We start from the raw sequence: 15,573 nt of genomic DNA on the forward strand, positions 1-15,573 counted from the left end.
GAAACGCATGGGGAGTCGCACGATGAAACTGTGGAAAACCATCCTGGCGGCCGCGGTGCTGTCGCTGGCCGCCGGCGCTTCCGCGTTTGCCGCGCGGACCGACCTGGTCATCGGCATTCCGCTCGAACCCCCGCATCTCGATCCGACCGCAGGTGCCGCCGCGGCAATCGACGAGGTTCTATATGCCAATGTGTTCGAGGGCCTGACACGCATCGGGCCCACTGGCGAGGTGCTGCCGGATCTGGCCGAAAGCTGGACCATTTCCGATGATGGAAAGGTCTACACCTTCAAGCTGCACACCGGCGTGAAATTCCATGACGGCACCGACTTCGATGCCGGCGACGTGAAATTCTCGCTCGATCGAGCCCGCGCCGAAAATTCGGTCAACGCGCAAAAGGGCCTATTCGCGGCCATCGATACGATAGACGTCGTCGATCCGGCGACCGTCAAAGTGACGCTGAAGAACCCGCAGGGATCCTTCCTCTACAATATGGGCTGGGGTGACGCGGTGATCGTGGCGCCGGAATCGGCAGAGACCAACAAGGAGAAACCGATCGGCACCGGCCCGTTCAAGTTCCAGAGCTGGGCCAAGGGATCGTCGATCACGCTGGTCAAATCGGACAATTACTGGGGCACACCGGCGTCCCTCGACAAGGCCGAATTCCGCATCGTGCCCGATGCCGCGGCCTATGTGCCGGCCCTGCTTTCCGGCGACATCCAGGCTTTCCCGTTCTTCGATGCCGACAGCCTCGCGCAGATCAAGGACGATCCGCGCTTCAAGGTGGTGATCGGCTCGACCGAGGGTGAGACCATCCTGTCGATCAACAACAAGAAGCCTCCTTTCGACAAGTTGCAGGTGAGGCAGGCGATCTCCTACGCGCTCGATCGCAAGGCGATCATCGACGGCGCCTCGGCCGGCCTCGGCCAGCCGATCGGCTCGCACATGTCGCCGGCCAGCAAGGATTATGTCGACCTCACCGGCCGCTACCAGCATGATGTCGCCAAGGCCAAGGAATTGCTGAAAGAGGCAGGCCTCGAAAACGGCTTCAAGGCGACGCTGAAACTGCCGCCGCCCGCCTATGCCCGCCTCGGTGGCGAAATCATAGCCTCACAACTTCGCGACGTCGGCATCGATCTGGAGATCATCCCGGTCGAATGGGCGCAGTGGCTGGATCAGGTGTTCACCAAGAAGGATTACGACCTGACCATCGTCTCCCACACCGAGCCCAACGACATCGATATCTATTCGCGCAAGGACTATTACTTCAACTACGACAACCCGGCCTTCGACAAGGTGATTGCCGATCTCGGCGTCACCTCCGACGAAGCCAAGCGCAAGGAATTGCTGGGGCAGGCACAGAAGATCCTGGCGGACGATGCCGTGGTCGGCTTCCTCTACGAACTGCCCAAGGTCGGCGTCTGGGACGCCAAGCTGCAAGGCCTGTGGGAAAACGCCCCGATCCAGGCCAATGATTTGACCAAGGTGAAGTGGAGCGAGTGATCCCCCACCTTCCATGACCGCCTACCTCCTAAAACGCTTCGCCGTCGCGCTCGCCACGCTGGTGCTGGCTTCCATGGTGGTGTTCGCCGTCCTGGAGATCCTGCCCGGCGATACGGCGCGGCTGATGCTGGGCCTGAACGCCAGTGCCGATCAGGTCGAGCTGCTGCGCAACCAGATGGGCCTCAACGCGCCGCTGGCCTTGCGCTACCTGCAATGGGCCGGCGGCCTGCTCAGTCTCGATTTCGGCCGCTCCTACACCTATTCGGTGCCGGTCATCGATCTGGTGCGCGAGCGGCTTGCCGTCTCGCTGCCGCTGGCGCTGATTGCGCTTGCGCTCTCCACCATCATCGCGATTCCCGTTGGCCTGTTTTCCGCCAGCCGGCGTGGACGCGCCGGTGACACGATTTCCATGGGCGCCGCACAGCTTGGCGTTGCCGTGCCCAATTTCTGGTTCGCGCTGATGCTGATCTATGTCTTCGCCGTCTGGCTGCGGCTGGTCCCCGCCGGTGGGTTTCCCGGCTGGAGTGCTGGCATCTGGCCAGCCTTGAAATCGCTGCTGCTGCCGGCGGTCGCACTTGCCTTGCCGCAAGCCGCGATCCTGGCGCGCGTCACCCGCTCGGCGCTGATCGAGGTGCTGAACGAGGACTATATCCGCACCGCCCGCGCCAAGGGCCTGCCCTATCGCGCAGTCTTGTGGCGGCATGCACTGCGCAACGCCATGATCCCGGTGCTGACCATTCTGGGCCTGCAGTTTGCCTTCCTGCTTGCCGGCACCATCATCATTGAGAATGTCTTTTACCTGCCCGGCCTCGGCAGGCTGGTGTTCCAGGCCATCACCCAGCGCGATCTGATCGTCGTCGAAAGCGTCGTCATGCTGCTGGTCGCCGCCGTCATCGCCGTCAACCTCCTCGTCGACCTTTCCTATGCGGTTGTCGATCCGCGCTTGAGAAGCCGGCAATGACACTGCAAATCGAGATGTCAGAAGAGACGTTTGGCAACATCCTGGGCAAGGCGTTCAGGAATACCGCCTTCGTGGCCGGTTTCGTCATCACGCTGCTGATCCTGGCAATGGCTGTAGTCTCTTATGGCTGGACGCCCTACGACGTCACCAAACTGGTGATATCGGACAAGACGCAGGCACCCTCGCTGGCGCACTGGTTCGGCACCGACCATTTCGGCCGCGACATTCTGTCGATGGTCATGGTCGGGGCCCGCAATTCGATTGCCGTGGCGCTGGTCGCGGTCGGCATCGGCATGGGGGTCGGCGTGCCGCTCGGCGCCTTTGCGGCGGCACGCGGCGGCCTCGTCGACGAGGCACTGATGCGGCTGAACGACCTCGTCTTCGCCTTCCCGGCTTTGCTGTCGGCGATCATGATCACCGCCATCTTCGGGCCAGGCGCGATCAACGCCATCATCGCCATCGGCATCTTCAACATCCCGGTCTTTGCCCGTGTCGCCCGGGCCGGCGCGCTGGCGATCTGGCCGCGCGAGTTCATTCTCGCCGCACGCGCCGCCGGCAAGAGCAGCGCGCAAATCACAATCGAACATGTGCTGCCCAACATCGCCACGCTGCTCCTGGTGCAAGGCACCATCCAGTTCGCGCTGGGCATCCTGGCCGAGGCCGGGCTTTCCTATCTGGGCCTGGGCACGCAACCGCCAATGCCGAGCTGGGGCCGCATGCTGTTCGACGCGCAGACCCGCATGGTGGTGGCGCCATGGATGGCGATCTTTCCGGGCATGGCGATCGTTGTCGCCGTGCTGGGGCTGAACCTCCTGGGCGACGGCATCGCCGACATCCTCGATCCGAAATCGCGGCGACAGCGATGAGCCTGCTCGACATCGAGAACCTGTCGCTGACCATCGGTGACACGCAGATCCTTAAAAGTATGGAGCTTTCCGTCGCGCCCGGCGAGGTGATGGGCCTGGTCGGCGAATCCGGTTCGGGCAAGTCGATGACTGCGCTGACGGTGATGCAGCTTCTGCCCCATGCCGCGCGGGCCACCGGACGCGTCACATTCGACGGCATCGACATCCTCACGGCGAGCGAGGATCAAATGTGCGCGTTGCGCGGCGACGACATCGGCATGGTCTTCCAGGAGCCGATGACGGCGCTCAATCCGGTCAAGACCATCGGCGAACAGGTTGCCGAAGGCATACGCTGGCACACCAAGGCCAGCCGCGCCGAGGCCGAAGACCGGGCGCGAAAAATGCTCGACCGCGTCGGCTTGCCCTCGGCGAAATTCCCTATGTCGCGCTATCCGCATGAACTGTCCGGCGGCCAGCGCCAGCGCGTCGTCATCGCCATCGCCTGCGCCCTGAAGCCGAAGCTGCTGATCGCCGACGAACCGACGACGGCGCTCGACGTGGTGCTGCAGGCACAGATCCTCGACCTGTTGCGCGACCTCGTCGCCGAAAGCCGCATGGGCCTGCTCCTGATCTCGCACGACCTCGCCGTGGTGACCGAGATGGCGGACCGCATCACTATCCTGCGCCGCGGCGAGGTTATGGAAGCCGGCGACACTGCGCGCACGCTGTCCGAGCAGCTCCATCCCTACACGCGCCAGCTGGCGCAGGCCTCGATGCATGTGCCGGCGCGCGCCAGGCCGCATGACATCGCGACGGGCCAACCTTTGCTTCAGGTCGAAAGCGTGACCCGCGACTATCCCGGCCGACGCACCTCATTGTTCAAACGCGCGCCTGGTATCCGCGCTGTCGACGATGTCTCGCTGTCGATGGCGCCGGGCCAATCGGTGGCGCTGGTCGGCAGATCCGGCTGCGGCAAGTCAACCCTCGCCCGCATGATCCTGGCGCTGGATCGGCCAAGCTCGGGTACGATCCGGTTTCGCGGCGAGACCGTCACCGGCAAGAGCGAAGCCGAGCTGAAGCCGGCTCGCCGTGACATGCAGGTCGTTTTCCAGGATCCCTACGGATCCTTCGACCCGCGTCAGAAGGTCGAAAAACTAGTCGCCGAACCCCTGCATGTGCTGGAGAAGCAGCCGACACGCACCGAGCGCCGCGAAATGGTGGCGCATGCGCTGCACGAAGTCGGCCTCGGCATCAGCGACATGGACAAATACCCGCATGAATTTTCCGGCGGCCAGCGCCAGCGCCTGTCGATCGCCCGCGCCATCATCACCCGCCCCAAGCTGGTCGTCGCCGACGAGCCGGTCTCGGCGCTCGACGTCTCGATCCGCGCCCAAATCCTTGATTTGTTCGCCGAGCTCAACCAGAAGCTCGGCATCGCCTATCTCTTCATCACCCATGACCTGACCGTCGCCCGCGCCATCACGGACGAGGTGCTGGTCATGCATGACGGCAAGATCGTCGAGCGCGGCAAGACGAACGCGGTGCTCGACCACCCGCAATCCGAGGCTGCCAAGGCGCTTGTCACCGCCGCCCCTGATTTGCACCGGGCGATCGCGACGCGGCTGCGAGAGCAAGGCTGATCAGGAGAGAAGGCGTCCAATCACTCCTGCGGCTTCACCACATCGACCGGGCTGATGTCGAGCAGGTCGAGCGTGCGGCGCAGAAGGCGCATCTCGCTCTCGGCAAGTTGCGAATCCGCCTTGGCGATCTCCGCCATATGTTTGGCCAATTGGCGGCGCCGCTCGACATCGAGGTCGCGGAACAGTGCGATCGCCTGCGAGCCGTTGGTCTCGTAGCCGAACTCGTTGAGATATTCGATGACGCTGTCGATACTGCTTTCCGCAATGCCGAAGGCGTCCTTGCAGATGCGCCGGAAGACAACCATCTCGCTCTCGCTGACAGACCCGTCGGCCAGGATCATGCGAAACAACATCAGCAGTTCCGCCGACAGGACCGGATCGTCCGCCACCTTGCGCACACCCGGGTCGCCGTCGAATATCTGACGTATCTGGTCCAGCAATGCGAATGCCATCAGGAGCCTCTTTCCGGGTTAACCACATAAATACAAATCCAAGCGCGATGCGCTTGGATAGAGGTAGCGCGGAATCGACCTTGCGCAAACAGGGCGGCCGTGGTCGAACGCCCGATATTTCAGCCGGCCGGACACCGCCATACATCAGATGATCGACCTTAGCATCCAGACCGTCGCCATGCTCGCCTTCGCCGCCTTTGCCGCGGGTTTTGTCGATTCGATCGCCGGCGGCGGCGGGCTGATCACCGTGCCGGCGCTGCTGCTTGCCGGCTTCACGCCGGTCCAGGCGCTCGCCACCAACAAACTGCAAGGCATGTTCGGCTCGGGCTCGGCGACCATCCACTACGCATCGAAGGGTCATGTCGACCTCCGCCGGCAATTGCCGTCGGCGCTTCTGGCCCTTGTCGGAAGCGCCATCGGCGCCTTGCTGGCGACGATGGTGCCGGGTGACATTCTGCGGGCTGCCCTGCCCATCGTGCTGATCGCCATCGCGCTCTACTTCGCGTTCAAGCCCAACATGAACGACATCGATCGCGCCGAGCGGCTGTCGCCCTTCCTATTCGGACTGATCCTGGTACCCGCGATCGGCTTCTACGATGGCCTGTTTGGACCGGGCGCAGGCTCCTTCTACATGCTGGCCTTCGTGGCGCTTGCCGGCTATGGCGTGCTCAAGGCGACGGCGCATACCAAGCTGCTCAACTTCGCCTCCAACATCGGCGGCTTCATCGTCTTCGCGGCCTTCGGCGTCGTCTACTGGAAGATCGGCCTGATGATGGGCGTTGCCCAGTTCATCGGCGCCCGCGTCGGCGCCAGCCTGGCCATGCGCATCGGCGCGAAACTGATCAAGCCGCTGCTGGTGATCGTGTGCCTGGCGCTTGCTGTGAAGCTGCTGGCCGACCCGGCGAACCCGCTGCGCGCCCTGATTGGTGTGTGATCACGCGCCCTGATAGAATGCCGCTGTTCGAATCATGTAGGAGGAGCCACACATGAATCTTAGCGCACCTACGCAGATCGTTTTTATCATTTCCGTTGTTATCGCCATCATCGGCGCACTCGCCGCGCTTGGCGTTCTTGCGTTCATTCCACTCGCATCGGTGTGGATTGTTCTTATTGCTTTCATCGTGCTTGCCGGCGGCTGCTTGATGCGCGGCGCCTGACCATTTCCCTTGAAGTGGGGACGAGGAGCGCCCGGCCAAAAGCCGGGCGCTTTTGATTCCGGCCCCGGGTCTGCTAGATTTGACTTGGCGCAAGGATGGCCGATGCCAGTCGAGATGCAACCCCAGCAAGAGCAGGACCGTTCCGTCGCCGGGCGGTTCGAGATGCGCCGGCGCCTGCCCGATCCTCGACTTCAGGGCATTGTGTCGGACATTTGCGGCTATCGCGAAATGACGCCCGGCCATATGCGCAACGTCGAATACGCGTCCCTCACCGTGCCGCTGGTCATCAACTTCGCCGAACCCTTCGCCATCGGCCTCGGCAAGGCACCCGGCGACAATGACCGCTTCGCCAGTTTCGCCGCCGGCCTCTTTGCCGGACCGGTGGTGATCGAATCCTTCGGCGGCGCCTGCTGCGTCCAGGTCAACTTCACGCCGCTTGGCGCACGCCGTTTCTTCCGCCTGCCGATGAGCGAACTGGCCGACAGCATGGTCGTCCTCGACGACGTGCTTGGCGCGCAAGGCTTGGCGCTGCGTGAAAAGCTTGGCAACGCGCCGGACTGGACGACGCGTTTCGACATGGCCGAAGCCTTCGTCACCGCCCGTCTCGAGAATGCCGCCGAGACGCCGCTTGAAATCGCCTGGGCCTATGACCGCATCATCGCATCCGGCGGCCGGACCCGCATTGGATCGATCGCCGAAAGGCTGGGCTGGAGCCGCAAGCATCTCGCCGGCAGTTTTTCCAACGCCATCGGCATCGGCCCCAAGACGCTGTCGCGCATTGTCCGCTTCAACCGCGCGCTCGGCCTGTCGAGACAACAGACCGTCGACTGGGCCGGCATCGCCGCCGATTGCGGCTATGCCGACCAGGCGCATCTGGTGCGCGAGTTTCGCGACCTCGCCGGCGAAACGCCGACCGCGCTCTCTGTCAGGTAACATTTCTTCAAGACGCCGGAACGGTCTTTGAGCAGGGTGGGTTATCGACCAACCCAAATGAAGGAGGCTCCCATGCCAACCACCACTGAAGCGCCCCGCCTCTACCCCGCTTTGCGCTACAAGAACGCGGCAAGAATGATCGATTGGCTGGGCGAGGCTTTCGGCTTCAGCGTCCGTGCCCGCTATGGCGAAGGCGATGTCGTGCACCATGCCGAACTGGTCTTCGGCTCCTCGATGATCATGCTGGGCACGGTGCGCGACGACGACTACGGCAAGATGGTCGGCGAACCCGGCTCAGGCGGCGGCAAGTCGATCTACATTGCCGTCGACGATGCCGATGCCGCCTATGCCAAGGCCAGGAACGCCGGCGCCACGATCATCCAGGAATTGACCAACCGCGACTATGGCAGCCGCGAGTTCATCTGCCGCGACCCGGAAGGCAACGTCTGGTCCTTCGGCACCTACTGGCCGAAGGCGGGCGAAAAGGCCTGAGCCAACCTCGGGCGCTCTGCGAATTACCGAGCCAGCGCAAAGATCGCGTCGCAGTCGAGATGGGTCTCCAGCTCGGCTGCGACCTCGTCCAGCGCCCGCTCGACCTCGGCCCGGTAGTCGATGCCGCCGCCTTTGATGCCGAGGCTTTCGAGGAATCTCCCGCGAAAGCCGTCGGCGCCAAACAGGCCGTGCATATAGGTGCCGATCACCTTGCCGTCGGCCGACACCGCCCCGTCCTCGACACCATTGATGACAGCGGAAGGCCGCAGCGTATCCGGTCCGGTGGTGCGGCCGAGGTGGATTTCGTAGCCTTCGAGCGGCAAGTCGAACGGCACCGAACGGGCGCTGACGTTGCGCACCGTCTTTTCCGGTTCCATCACCGTTTCGACGTCGAGCAGGCCGAGCCCTTCGGCTTCGATGACGCTGCCTTCGATGCCGTCAGGGTCGCGCACTGTGCGGCCGAGCATCTGGAAGCCGCCGCAGATACCAACGACATGGCCGCCGCGCTTGCGATGGGCCAGCAAGTCGCGATCCCAGCCGTTCTCGCGGAATTTCAGCAGATCGCCGATCGTCGACTTGGAGCCCGGAATGACCACCAGCCCGGCATCGGCCGGCAGAGGCTTTCCCGGCGGCACGAACACCACCTCGACCTGCGGTTCGGCCTTGAGCGGGTCGAGATCGTCGAAATTGGCGATGCGGCCAAGCATCGGCACCGCCACCTTCAGCGCGCGTGCCTCGCCGGACGCCAACCGCTCCAGCACCACCGAATCCTCCGAAGGCAGGCGCGCCGCCGCCTTCAGCCACGGCACCACGCCGAAACAGCGCCAACCCGTGAATGTCTCGATCGACTCCAGCCCATCGTCGAACAGCGAAACGTCGCCGCGGAACTTGTTGATGAGATAGCCGACGATCATGCGCCGGTCCTCCTCCGGCAGGATCAGATGCGTGCCGGCGACCGAAGCGATGACGCCGCCGCGATCGATGTCGCCGACCAGCACCACCGGCACGTCGGCGCGCGTGGCAAAGCCCATATTGGCGATGTCGCGGCTGCGCAGGTTGATCTCGGCCGGCGAACCCGCGCCCTCGACGATGACGAGATCGGCGCCCTCGCCGACCTTGCCCCAGGAGTCCAGAACGGCGTCCATCAACTGGCCCTTCATCGCCTGGTAATCACGCGCCCGCGCTTCTCCGAACATTTTGCCCTGCACGATGACCTGTGCGCCGACATCGGTCTGCGGCTTCAGCAGCACCGGGTTCATGTGGACCGAGGGTGCCACGCCGCAAGCGATCGCCTGCAGCCATTGCGCGCGGCCGATCTCGCCGCCGCCAGCTTTGTCGCCGGGAATATCGGCAACGGCGGCGTTGTTCGACATGTTCTGCGGCTTGAACGGCCGCACCTTCAACCCACGCTTCTTTGCCGCGCGGCAGAGGCCGGCGACCAGCACCGTCTTGCCGACGTCGGAACCCGTGCCTTGCAGCATGATCGCTCTGGCCATCAGTCCCTGCCCTGCGCCAAGGTTCCGGTGATATCGGATTTCTGCGCCAGCGGCCCGCCGCGCCAGATGTACAGCGCCAGCAATGGGTCTTTGCCGGTGCGCATGGCGTGATTGACGTTGGACGCGTGGTGGACGACCTCGCCGGCCGTGCGCATGCAAAAGCCGCTCTCGCCCATGCGCCATTCGGTACCGCCGGTCAGCGGAATGTAGATTTCCTCGGCAATGTGATGGTGGTCGGGATAGACGATATCAAGCCCAAGGATCAGCACGCCGGCGGCGACCGCGTCATTGACGAAGTGGCCTCGGGTGCCGAACACTTCCAACCAGCCGTAATTGTCGATGAACTCTTTTCCGAAATCCGCCTCGCCATAGGTCTGCCCCCAGCGGAGATCGTTGCGCCGTTCAGCAAGCAGTTGCACCAGCGGCTTGGCATCCGACGGCGCCAGTTCTGCGGCGCGATCGAGATGACGCAGGCAGCTGAGCGGATGCGGCTCCAGCGTGCGAGCCGGCATGTCCCAGCCAATGCGCGCCACGGCATCGCGCACCAAGGCGTGATCCACGGAGAAAAGGTATGCGCGGAACCGGCCCAGCAGTTCATCGAATTTTGTCGTCACATCTTACTCCGGACATGCATTGATGCACAGCCGCTCCGCAGGGGATCGGGTTGCGCGGCGGCATCATTGGTCTAGATTGGTGCGCGCGCAAAGCCAAAAACGACAGGCCAACAGGTCGAAGATTAGGGAGCACGCCATGGACGCCGCGGTCGATGCGAGCACCAGCCAGTTCGAACTTAACGAGGAGCAGCGCGCCATCCAGGAGATGGCGCAGGCCTTCGCCGCAGACCGTGTCGCGCCAAATGCGCTCGACTGGGACCGTAACAAGCATTTCCCGGCCGATGTGATCCGCGAAACCGGCCCGCTTGGCCTCGGCGGCATCTACATCAGGGACGATGTCGGCGGCTCGGCACTTGGCCGGCTCGACGCCGTGCTGATTTTCGAGGCGCTGTCGCACGCAGATCCGGCTTTTTCGTCGTTCATCTCCATCCACAATATGGTGGCGTCGATGATCGACCGTTTCGGCAATGACGAGCAGCGCCAGCGCTTCCTGCCGAAGCTCACCTCGATGGAATGGCTGGCCAGCTACTGCCTGACCGAGCCAGGCTCCGGCTCCGATGCCGCGGCGCTGAAAACGCGCGCGGTCAAGAGCGGCGGCGACTATGTCCTCAACGGCACCAAACAGTTCATCTCCGGCGCCGGCGACAGCGATGTCTATGCCGTCATGGTGCGCACCGGCGCGGACGGCCCGAAAGGCATTTCCACCATCGTCGTGCCCAGAGATGCGCCAGGCCTTTCCTTCGGCGCCAACGAGCACAAGATGGGCTGGCATATGCAGTCGACCCGCCAGGTCATCTTCGAGGATTGCAAGGTGCCGGCGGAGAACCTTTTGTCCGGCGAAGGTGCGGGTTTCGGCATCGCCATGGCCGGGCTCGACGGCGGCCGTCTGAACATCGCCGCTTGTTCGCTGGGCGGCGCGCAGTCGGCGCTCGACAAGGCGCTTTCCTACACCGCCGAGCGCAAGGCCTTCGGCTCGAAGATCAACCAGTTCCAGGCGCTGCAGTTCAGGCTGGCCGACATGGAGACCGAACTGCAGGCGGCGCGTATTTTCCTCTATGCCGCCGCCGCGAAGCTCGACCGCAAGGCGCCGGACGCCGGCAAATGGTCGGCGATGGCCAAGCGCTTCGTCACCGATACCGGATTCAATGTCGCCAACGACGCACTGCAGCTGCTCGGCGGCTATGGCTACCTGCACGACTACGGCATCGAGAAGCTGGTGCGGGACCTGCGGGTGCACCAGATCCTCGAAGGCACCAACGAGATCATGCGCGTCATCATCGCGCGGGCATTAATTGGAAGGCAGTAGGCAGTAGGCAGTAGGCAGTGAGATGACCGGCAAGATCAATTCCTACAAGGATCTTATCGTGTGGCAGCAGGGGATGGATCTGGCTGTCGCTACCTATTCTTTGACCAAGGCATGGCCAAAAGAGGAATTGTATGGGTTGACCAGCCAAATCCGCCGTTCAGCAACCTCTATTCCTGCAAACATCGCCGAAGGTTATGGCCGAGACAACAGAGGTTCCTATCAGCAATTTCTGAGGATTGCCCAAGGCTCGCTGAAGGAATTCGAGACACACCTCCAGATCGCTGAACGCATTGGCCTTGCCACGCATGATCAAGCTAGTCATTTGCTGACATCCACGGAGGGCATCGGCAAAATGCTTCGCCAGCTTATTTTCAAACTTGCACCCGAATAGACCCCTACTGCCTACTGCCTACTGCCTACTGCCTACTGCTAGCCCAAATCACGGAGCACCACTATGACGATCGCCTTCATCGGCCTAGGGAACATGGGTAATCCGATGGCCGCTAACCTGGTCAAGGCAGGGCATGCGGTGAATGGTTTCGACCTTGTGCCGGAAAACCTCACCGTCGCCCGAGAGCATGGCGTGACAGTGATGGCTAATGCCGTTGCCGCGGTGAAGGATGCCGATGTGGTGATTACGATGCTTCCCGCCGGCAAGCATGTGCTCTCCGTCTACGAAGACATCGCGCTCAAGGCCAAGCAAGGCGCACTCTTTATCGATTCCTCGACCATCGACGTCGAGTCAGCCCGCAAGGCCCATGCCGTCGCCAGGAAGCACGGGCTGTCGTCGATCGATGCACCGGTCTCGGGCGGCACCGGCGGTGCCGCGGCCGGCACGCTGACCTTCATGGCCGGAGGCTCCGATGACGCCTTTGCAACTGCCGAGCCGATCCTGACGCCGATGGCCGGTCGCATCGTCCATTGCGGCGGCGACGGCGCCGGCCAGGCGGCAAAGATCTGCAACAACATGATCCTCGGCATTTCGATGATCGGTGTCGCCGAAGCCTTCGTGCTGGCGGAAAAGCTCGGCCTGTCACACCAGGCGCTGTTCGACGTCGCCTCGACCTCCTCCGGCCAGTGCTGGTCCTTGACCACCTACTGCCCGGTGCCCGGGCCGGTGCCGACTTCGCCCGCAAACAGGGACTACAACCCAGGATTTGCAGCGGCACTGATGCTGAAAGACCTGAAATTGTCCCAGGAAGCCGCGCATGGTGCGGGTGCTGTAACGCCGCTTGGTGCCGAAGCAGCCCAGCTCTATGCCTTATTCAACGCCCAGGGACATGGCGGGGTCGATTTCTCCGGCATAATTAATTTTCTCAGGGGTAACCCAGCGTAACCCCCGGATTTGCCGGATTTTTCCGGTTTCCTTGGGTGGAAAAAGTGCAAATTTAGATTTGCTTAAGCTCTCGATAACTCCGCGGTAACGATGTCCCTATAAAACGGACTGCGAGGCGGACATATCTCATCCGCCCGGCGCTCCGGATCAGGTCTCGCGTACCGGAGCCCGTAAGTTTCGACAAGTGCCATAAGTTTCGCAAAGTGTTTGCGTAGCGAAGCGCCATGCGTATCTGGCAAAGCCGCGTTCCTGATGGAGCGCGGTTTTTGCATTTTGCCCTGCAGCACGTTTTGAGACATCGATAACCCGGAACTGTACTCCGGGATGCCTCACATGCGCCCGCGGGCGCCTTCCGGATCATAGGGCGAGTCGGCGATCACCTTGGCCGCGCGGCGCTCGCCGAGGATGGACACCTCGAGCTCGGTGCCGGGCGACACAAGTGCCAGGGGCAACAGCGCAAGTGCGATGTCGTGACCGAAAGTGTAGGAGTAGCCCGCCGAGGTGATGTGGCCGACGAGCTCGCCTTCGCGGTAAACGCCCTCGAAGGCGAACGCGCTCGCACCATCCGTATCGATCGACAACGTGGCGATCCGGCGTGTCACCTGCTTCTGTTTTGCGACCAGTGCCGCGCGGCCGATGAAGTCCCCTTTGTCGAGGCTGATGAATCGGTCGAGGCCGCTTTCCCAGGCTGACAATTCGGGGTTCATGTCGCGATACATGGCGCGGTAGGATTTATCGAGACGAAGCGATTCCAGCGCTTGAAGTCCGGCCAGCCTCAGCCCGTGTGCCTCTCCCGATGCCAGGAGCGCATCCAGCAAATGCCGCTGATAGCAGAGAGGATGATAGAGTTCCCATCCCAGTTCGCCCGAATAGTTGACGCGCAGGAGCCGTACGTCGCTGGCCATGCCGACGGTGCCGGACTGCACGCTGAACCATGGAAAGGCTTCATTGGAGAGGTCGATCTCCGTCAGCGGCTGCAATATGTCGCGCGCCTTCGGCCCAACCAACGTGAAGCTGCCGCGATCCTCCGTGACGTTGCGCAGATGCACGCTGCCGTCCTTCGGCAACAGCCGGCTGAGATCGTCAAGGTTCCAGCGCTCGGCGCGCGGCGTCGATATGAGATAGAACAGGTCGCTCTGCAGCCGCGCCACCACATATTCGGCCTGCACGCAGCCGGCCGGCGTCAGGTGATGGGCAAGAGCTACGCGACCGGGACGAGGCAGCCTGTTGGCCAGGATTCCGTCGAGCCAGCCCTTGGCGCCCGGCCCGCTAACCTCGAACTTGGTCATGGGAGTCATCTCGACCAGCCCAGCGGCCTGGCGGACAGCCTGCACCTCCGCGGCGACGTGGTCTCCTTTTGAGGTCCAGCGCCAGCTGTAGACATTGCGCGCTTCGACACCGGCAGGCGCAAACCAGCTCGGCATCTCCCAGCCGTTCAACACATCCCACACCGCGCCGAGCTGGCTTAGGCGATCATAGGACGGGGCCGTTTTCTGCGGTCGCGCCGCCGGCATGTCCTGGCCAGGATAGTGCTGTGCGGCGTGGGTGCCCCAGGCTTCCCGGACCTTTGCCCGGGTCCAGTTCTTGTTGGCATATCGGCCGAACCTGCGGGGGTCCAGCTCCGCCGTGTCGATGCTGTTGCCACCCTCCACGATCCGTTCGGAGAGGTAATAGCCAATCGCACCACCCCAAAGGATGCCTCCAGGCACCCCTTCGGCGAGCCAGACATTCTCCAGGCCCCACGCCTGCCCCATCAGCGGCAGTTCATCGGCCGTCATCTGGAAAGGTCCTCGCACATTCCGCTTGATGCCGGCGCGTCCGAGCGCGGGGACCAGTTCGGTCGCGCGTTCCCAGTTCCAGGACACGGCATCGAAATCCTCATCGAGCAGATCGGCGCCGAACCATTCCGGGACGCCGTTTTCAGCGAACAGCTTGAGCTGCTCGGTGCGCTCGTAGGGACCGAACATCAGCCCGTCGCCTTCTTCGCGCAGATAGCCCTCGTAACCCTCGTCCCTGAGGATCGGCATTTCCGGAAGACCAAGCCGCTTGCGTTCCACAATTTCGGGGACCGCCTCGGTGATCCAGTACTGATGCAGGATCGGGATCGCGGGAATGTCCAGGCCAAGCATGGCGCCGGTCTGGCGGGCGTAATTGCCTGTTGCAAGGATGACATGTTCACAGACGATCTCGCCGCGTGAGGTCTTGACCCTCCACTCGCCGCTCGGCATGCGTTCGAAGCCCACAACCTCGGTATCGAGATGGATCTTCGCGCCACGGTCGCGTGCACCCTTGGCCATGGCCTGGGTGACATCGGCGGGTGCAATGTGGCCGTCATCGGGATGATAAAGGGCACCCAGCATGCTGTTGTTGTCGAGCAGCGGCCAGATTTCTCGCGCTTCCGCGGGCGATACGATCCGGGCCCGCACACCCTGGACCTCGGCAACGTCCATGTAGCTTCTGTACTCGTCCAGCCTGTCGCGCGTGTTGGCAATGCGCAGCTGGCCGCATTTGTGCCAGCCGACGTTCTGGCCCGTCTCCGCCTCCAGCCCCTCATAGATTTCGATCGACCTGGCGATCATGCGGCCGACATTGCGGCTGCGCGCGTAAGAAGGGATGAGCCCCGCGGCATGCCATGTCGACCCGGCCGTAAGCTGCGTTCGCTCCAGCAATGCCACATCGGTCCAGCCGCGCTTTGCCAGGCCGTAGAGAATGCCTGCACCCACACAGCCGCCACCGACCACGACCGCACGAAAGGAACTCACCATATGCGCGTGCCCTTGTATGAAATTGCCACCGGTCCACATGAACGCATGCGCATACTGTCAGACAGCATCCGGCTT

Annotated in this window: 15 protein-coding genes; 11 read left to right on the forward strand and 4 right to left on the reverse strand. The window is 63.0% G+C overall.

Annotated features, from left to right (window positions below):
- Positions 1-22 precede the first annotated feature (22 nt).
- The 4 genes from NP945_RS23060 to NP945_RS23075 are packed head-to-tail and all read left to right on the forward strand — an operon-like array spanning position 23 to position 4,947.
- Positions 23-1,501 (forward strand): ABC transporter substrate-binding protein, encoded by a 1,479-nt coding sequence (locus NP945_RS23060; protein WP_127271445.1) that lies wholly within the window; start codon positions 23-25, stop codon positions 1,499-1,501.
- 13 nt (positions 1,502-1,514) lie between these two features.
- On the forward strand, positions 1,515-2,462 hold the full coding sequence (locus NP945_RS23065; protein WP_256747609.1) for an ABC transporter permease: 948 nt from the start codon (positions 1,515-1,517) through the stop codon (positions 2,460-2,462).
- Positions 2,459-3,328, forward strand: a complete 870-nt coding sequence (locus tag NP945_RS23070) for an ABC transporter permease (protein WP_256747610.1) — start codon at positions 2,459-2,461, stop codon at positions 3,326-3,328. The genes NP945_RS23065 and NP945_RS23070 overlap by 4 nt, the downstream gene beginning before the upstream one ends.
- The gene (locus tag NP945_RS23075; protein WP_256747611.1) at positions 3,325-4,947 is read left to right on the forward strand and encodes an ABC transporter ATP-binding protein; all 1,623 of its coding nucleotides are present in this window, start codon (positions 3,325-3,327) and stop codon (positions 4,945-4,947) included. The genes NP945_RS23070 and NP945_RS23075 overlap by 4 nt, the downstream gene beginning before the upstream one ends.
- A 20-nt stretch (positions 4,948-4,967) precedes the next feature.
- Here NP945_RS23075 and NP945_RS23080 read toward each other — a convergent pair whose 3' ends face one another.
- Positions 4,968-5,399 carry a TerB family tellurite resistance protein gene (locus NP945_RS23080; protein WP_127268808.1) on the reverse strand — a complete coding sequence of 144 codons (432 nt, stop codon included), beginning with the start codon at positions 5,397-5,399 and terminating at the stop codon, positions 4,968-4,970.
- A 148-nt stretch (positions 5,400-5,547) separates the two neighbouring features.
- On the opposite strand from NP945_RS23080, the gene NP945_RS23085 reads away from it, so the two are divergent.
- The 4 genes from NP945_RS23085 to NP945_RS23100 all read left to right on the forward strand — a co-directional run bounded on the left by NP945_RS23085 (position 5,548) and on the right by NP945_RS23100 (position 7,981).
- The gene (locus NP945_RS23085) at positions 5,548-6,333 is read left to right on the forward strand and encodes a TSUP family transporter (protein WP_256747612.1); all 786 of its coding nucleotides are present in this window, start codon (positions 5,548-5,550) and stop codon (positions 6,331-6,333) included.
- 52 nt (positions 6,334-6,385) lie between these two features.
- Positions 6,386-6,556, forward strand: coding sequence for a hypothetical protein (locus tag NP945_RS23090; protein WP_127268806.1), 171 nt, complete (start codon positions 6,386-6,388; stop codon positions 6,554-6,556).
- A 102-nt stretch (positions 6,557-6,658) separates the two neighbouring features.
- Positions 6,659-7,489: an AraC family transcriptional regulator gene (locus NP945_RS23095; protein WP_256747613.1), complete on the forward strand. Its 831-nt coding sequence runs from the start codon at positions 6,659-6,661 to the stop codon at positions 7,487-7,489.
- Between the two features lie 72 nt (positions 7,490-7,561).
- Positions 7,562-7,981, forward strand: a complete 420-nt coding sequence (locus NP945_RS23100) for a VOC family protein (RefSeq protein WP_256747614.1) — start codon at positions 7,562-7,564, stop codon at positions 7,979-7,981.
- A gap of 23 nt (positions 7,982-8,004) precedes the next feature.
- Here the strand turns inward: NP945_RS23100 and NP945_RS23105 are convergent, their stop codons facing one another.
- A complete protein-coding gene (locus tag NP945_RS23105; RefSeq protein WP_256747615.1) occupies positions 8,005-9,477 on the reverse strand; it encodes a cobyric acid synthase in 1,473 nt (490 codons plus the stop codon).
- Positions 9,477-10,091 carry a dimethylsulfonioproprionate lyase family protein gene (locus NP945_RS23110; RefSeq protein WP_256747616.1) on the reverse strand — a complete coding sequence of 205 codons (615 nt, stop codon included), beginning with the start codon at positions 10,089-10,091 and terminating at the stop codon, positions 9,477-9,479. Before NP945_RS23110 ends, NP945_RS23105 begins: the two co-directional genes overlap by 1 nt.
- A gap of 136 nt (positions 10,092-10,227) precedes the next feature.
- Between NP945_RS23110 and NP945_RS23115 the strand changes: the two genes are divergently transcribed.
- The 3 genes from NP945_RS23115 to mmsB all read left to right on the forward strand — a co-directional run bounded on the left by NP945_RS23115 (position 10,228) and on the right by mmsB (position 12,733).
- Positions 10,228-11,397: an isobutyryl-CoA dehydrogenase gene (locus tag NP945_RS23115; RefSeq protein ID WP_128364299.1), complete on the forward strand. Its 1,170-nt coding sequence runs from the start codon at positions 10,228-10,230 to the stop codon at positions 11,395-11,397.
- Positions 11,398-11,419: 22 nt separating this feature from the next.
- A complete protein-coding gene (locus tag NP945_RS23120; protein WP_127331895.1) occupies positions 11,420-11,788 on the forward strand; it encodes a four helix bundle protein in 369 nt (122 codons plus the stop codon).
- A gap of 63 nt (positions 11,789-11,851) precedes the next feature.
- Complete coding sequence (mmsB, locus tag NP945_RS23125) at positions 11,852-12,733, forward strand: 3-hydroxyisobutyrate dehydrogenase (protein WP_256747617.1); 882 nt, start codon at positions 11,852-11,854, stop codon at positions 12,731-12,733.
- 329 nt (positions 12,734-13,062) lie between these two features.
- On the opposite strand, the gene NP945_RS23130 is transcribed toward mmsB, so the two are convergent.
- Positions 13,063-15,498 carry an FAD-dependent oxidoreductase gene (locus NP945_RS23130; protein ID WP_256747618.1) on the reverse strand — a complete coding sequence of 812 codons (2,436 nt, stop codon included), beginning with the start codon at positions 15,496-15,498 and terminating at the stop codon, positions 13,063-13,065.
- Between the last annotated feature and the right edge of the window lie 75 nt (positions 15,499-15,573).

Origin of the sequence: Mesorhizobium sp. LMG17149, from assembly GCF_024518695.1 — a bacterium.
GTDB lineage: Bacteria > Pseudomonadota > Alphaproteobacteria > Rhizobiales > Rhizobiaceae > Mesorhizobium.

Coding starts and splice junctions, on each gene's coding strand:
- NP945_RS23060 (WP_127271445.1), top strand. CDS start 23: ATGAAACTGTGGAAAACCATCCTGGCGGCCGCGGTGCTGTCGCTGGCC.
- NP945_RS23065 (WP_256747609.1), top strand. CDS start 1,515: ATGACCGCCTACCTCCTAAAACGCTTCGCCGTCGCGCTCGCCACGCTG.
- NP945_RS23070 (WP_256747610.1), top strand. CDS start 2,459: ATGACACTGCAAATCGAGATGTCAGAAGAGACGTTTGGCAACATCCTG.
- NP945_RS23075 (WP_256747611.1), top strand. CDS start 3,325: ATGAGCCTGCTCGACATCGAGAACCTGTCGCTGACCATCGGTGACACG.
- NP945_RS23080 (WP_127268808.1), bottom strand. CDS start 5,399: ATGGCATTCGCATTGCTGGACCAGATACGTCAGATATTCGACGGCGAC.
- NP945_RS23085 (WP_256747612.1), top strand. CDS start 5,548: ATGATCGACCTTAGCATCCAGACCGTCGCCATGCTCGCCTTCGCCGCC.
- NP945_RS23090 (WP_127268806.1), top strand. CDS start 6,386: ATGAATCTTAGCGCACCTACGCAGATCGTTTTTATCATTTCCGTTGTT.
- NP945_RS23095 (WP_256747613.1), top strand. CDS start 6,659: ATGCCAGTCGAGATGCAACCCCAGCAAGAGCAGGACCGTTCCGTCGCC.
- NP945_RS23100 (WP_256747614.1), top strand. CDS start 7,562: ATGCCAACCACCACTGAAGCGCCCCGCCTCTACCCCGCTTTGCGCTAC.
- NP945_RS23105 (WP_256747615.1), bottom strand. CDS start 9,477: ATGGCCAGAGCGATCATGCTGCAAGGCACGGGTTCCGACGTCGGCAAG.
- NP945_RS23115 (WP_128364299.1), top strand. CDS start 10,228: ATGGACGCCGCGGTCGATGCGAGCACCAGCCAGTTCGAACTTAACGAG.
- NP945_RS23120 (WP_127331895.1), top strand. CDS start 11,420: ATGACCGGCAAGATCAATTCCTACAAGGATCTTATCGTGTGGCAGCAG.
- mmsB (WP_256747617.1), top strand. CDS start 11,852: ATGACGATCGCCTTCATCGGCCTAGGGAACATGGGTAATCCGATGGCC.
- NP945_RS23130 (WP_256747618.1), bottom strand. CDS start 15,498: ATGGTGAGTTCCTTTCGTGCGGTCGTGGTCGGTGGCGGCTGTGTGGGT.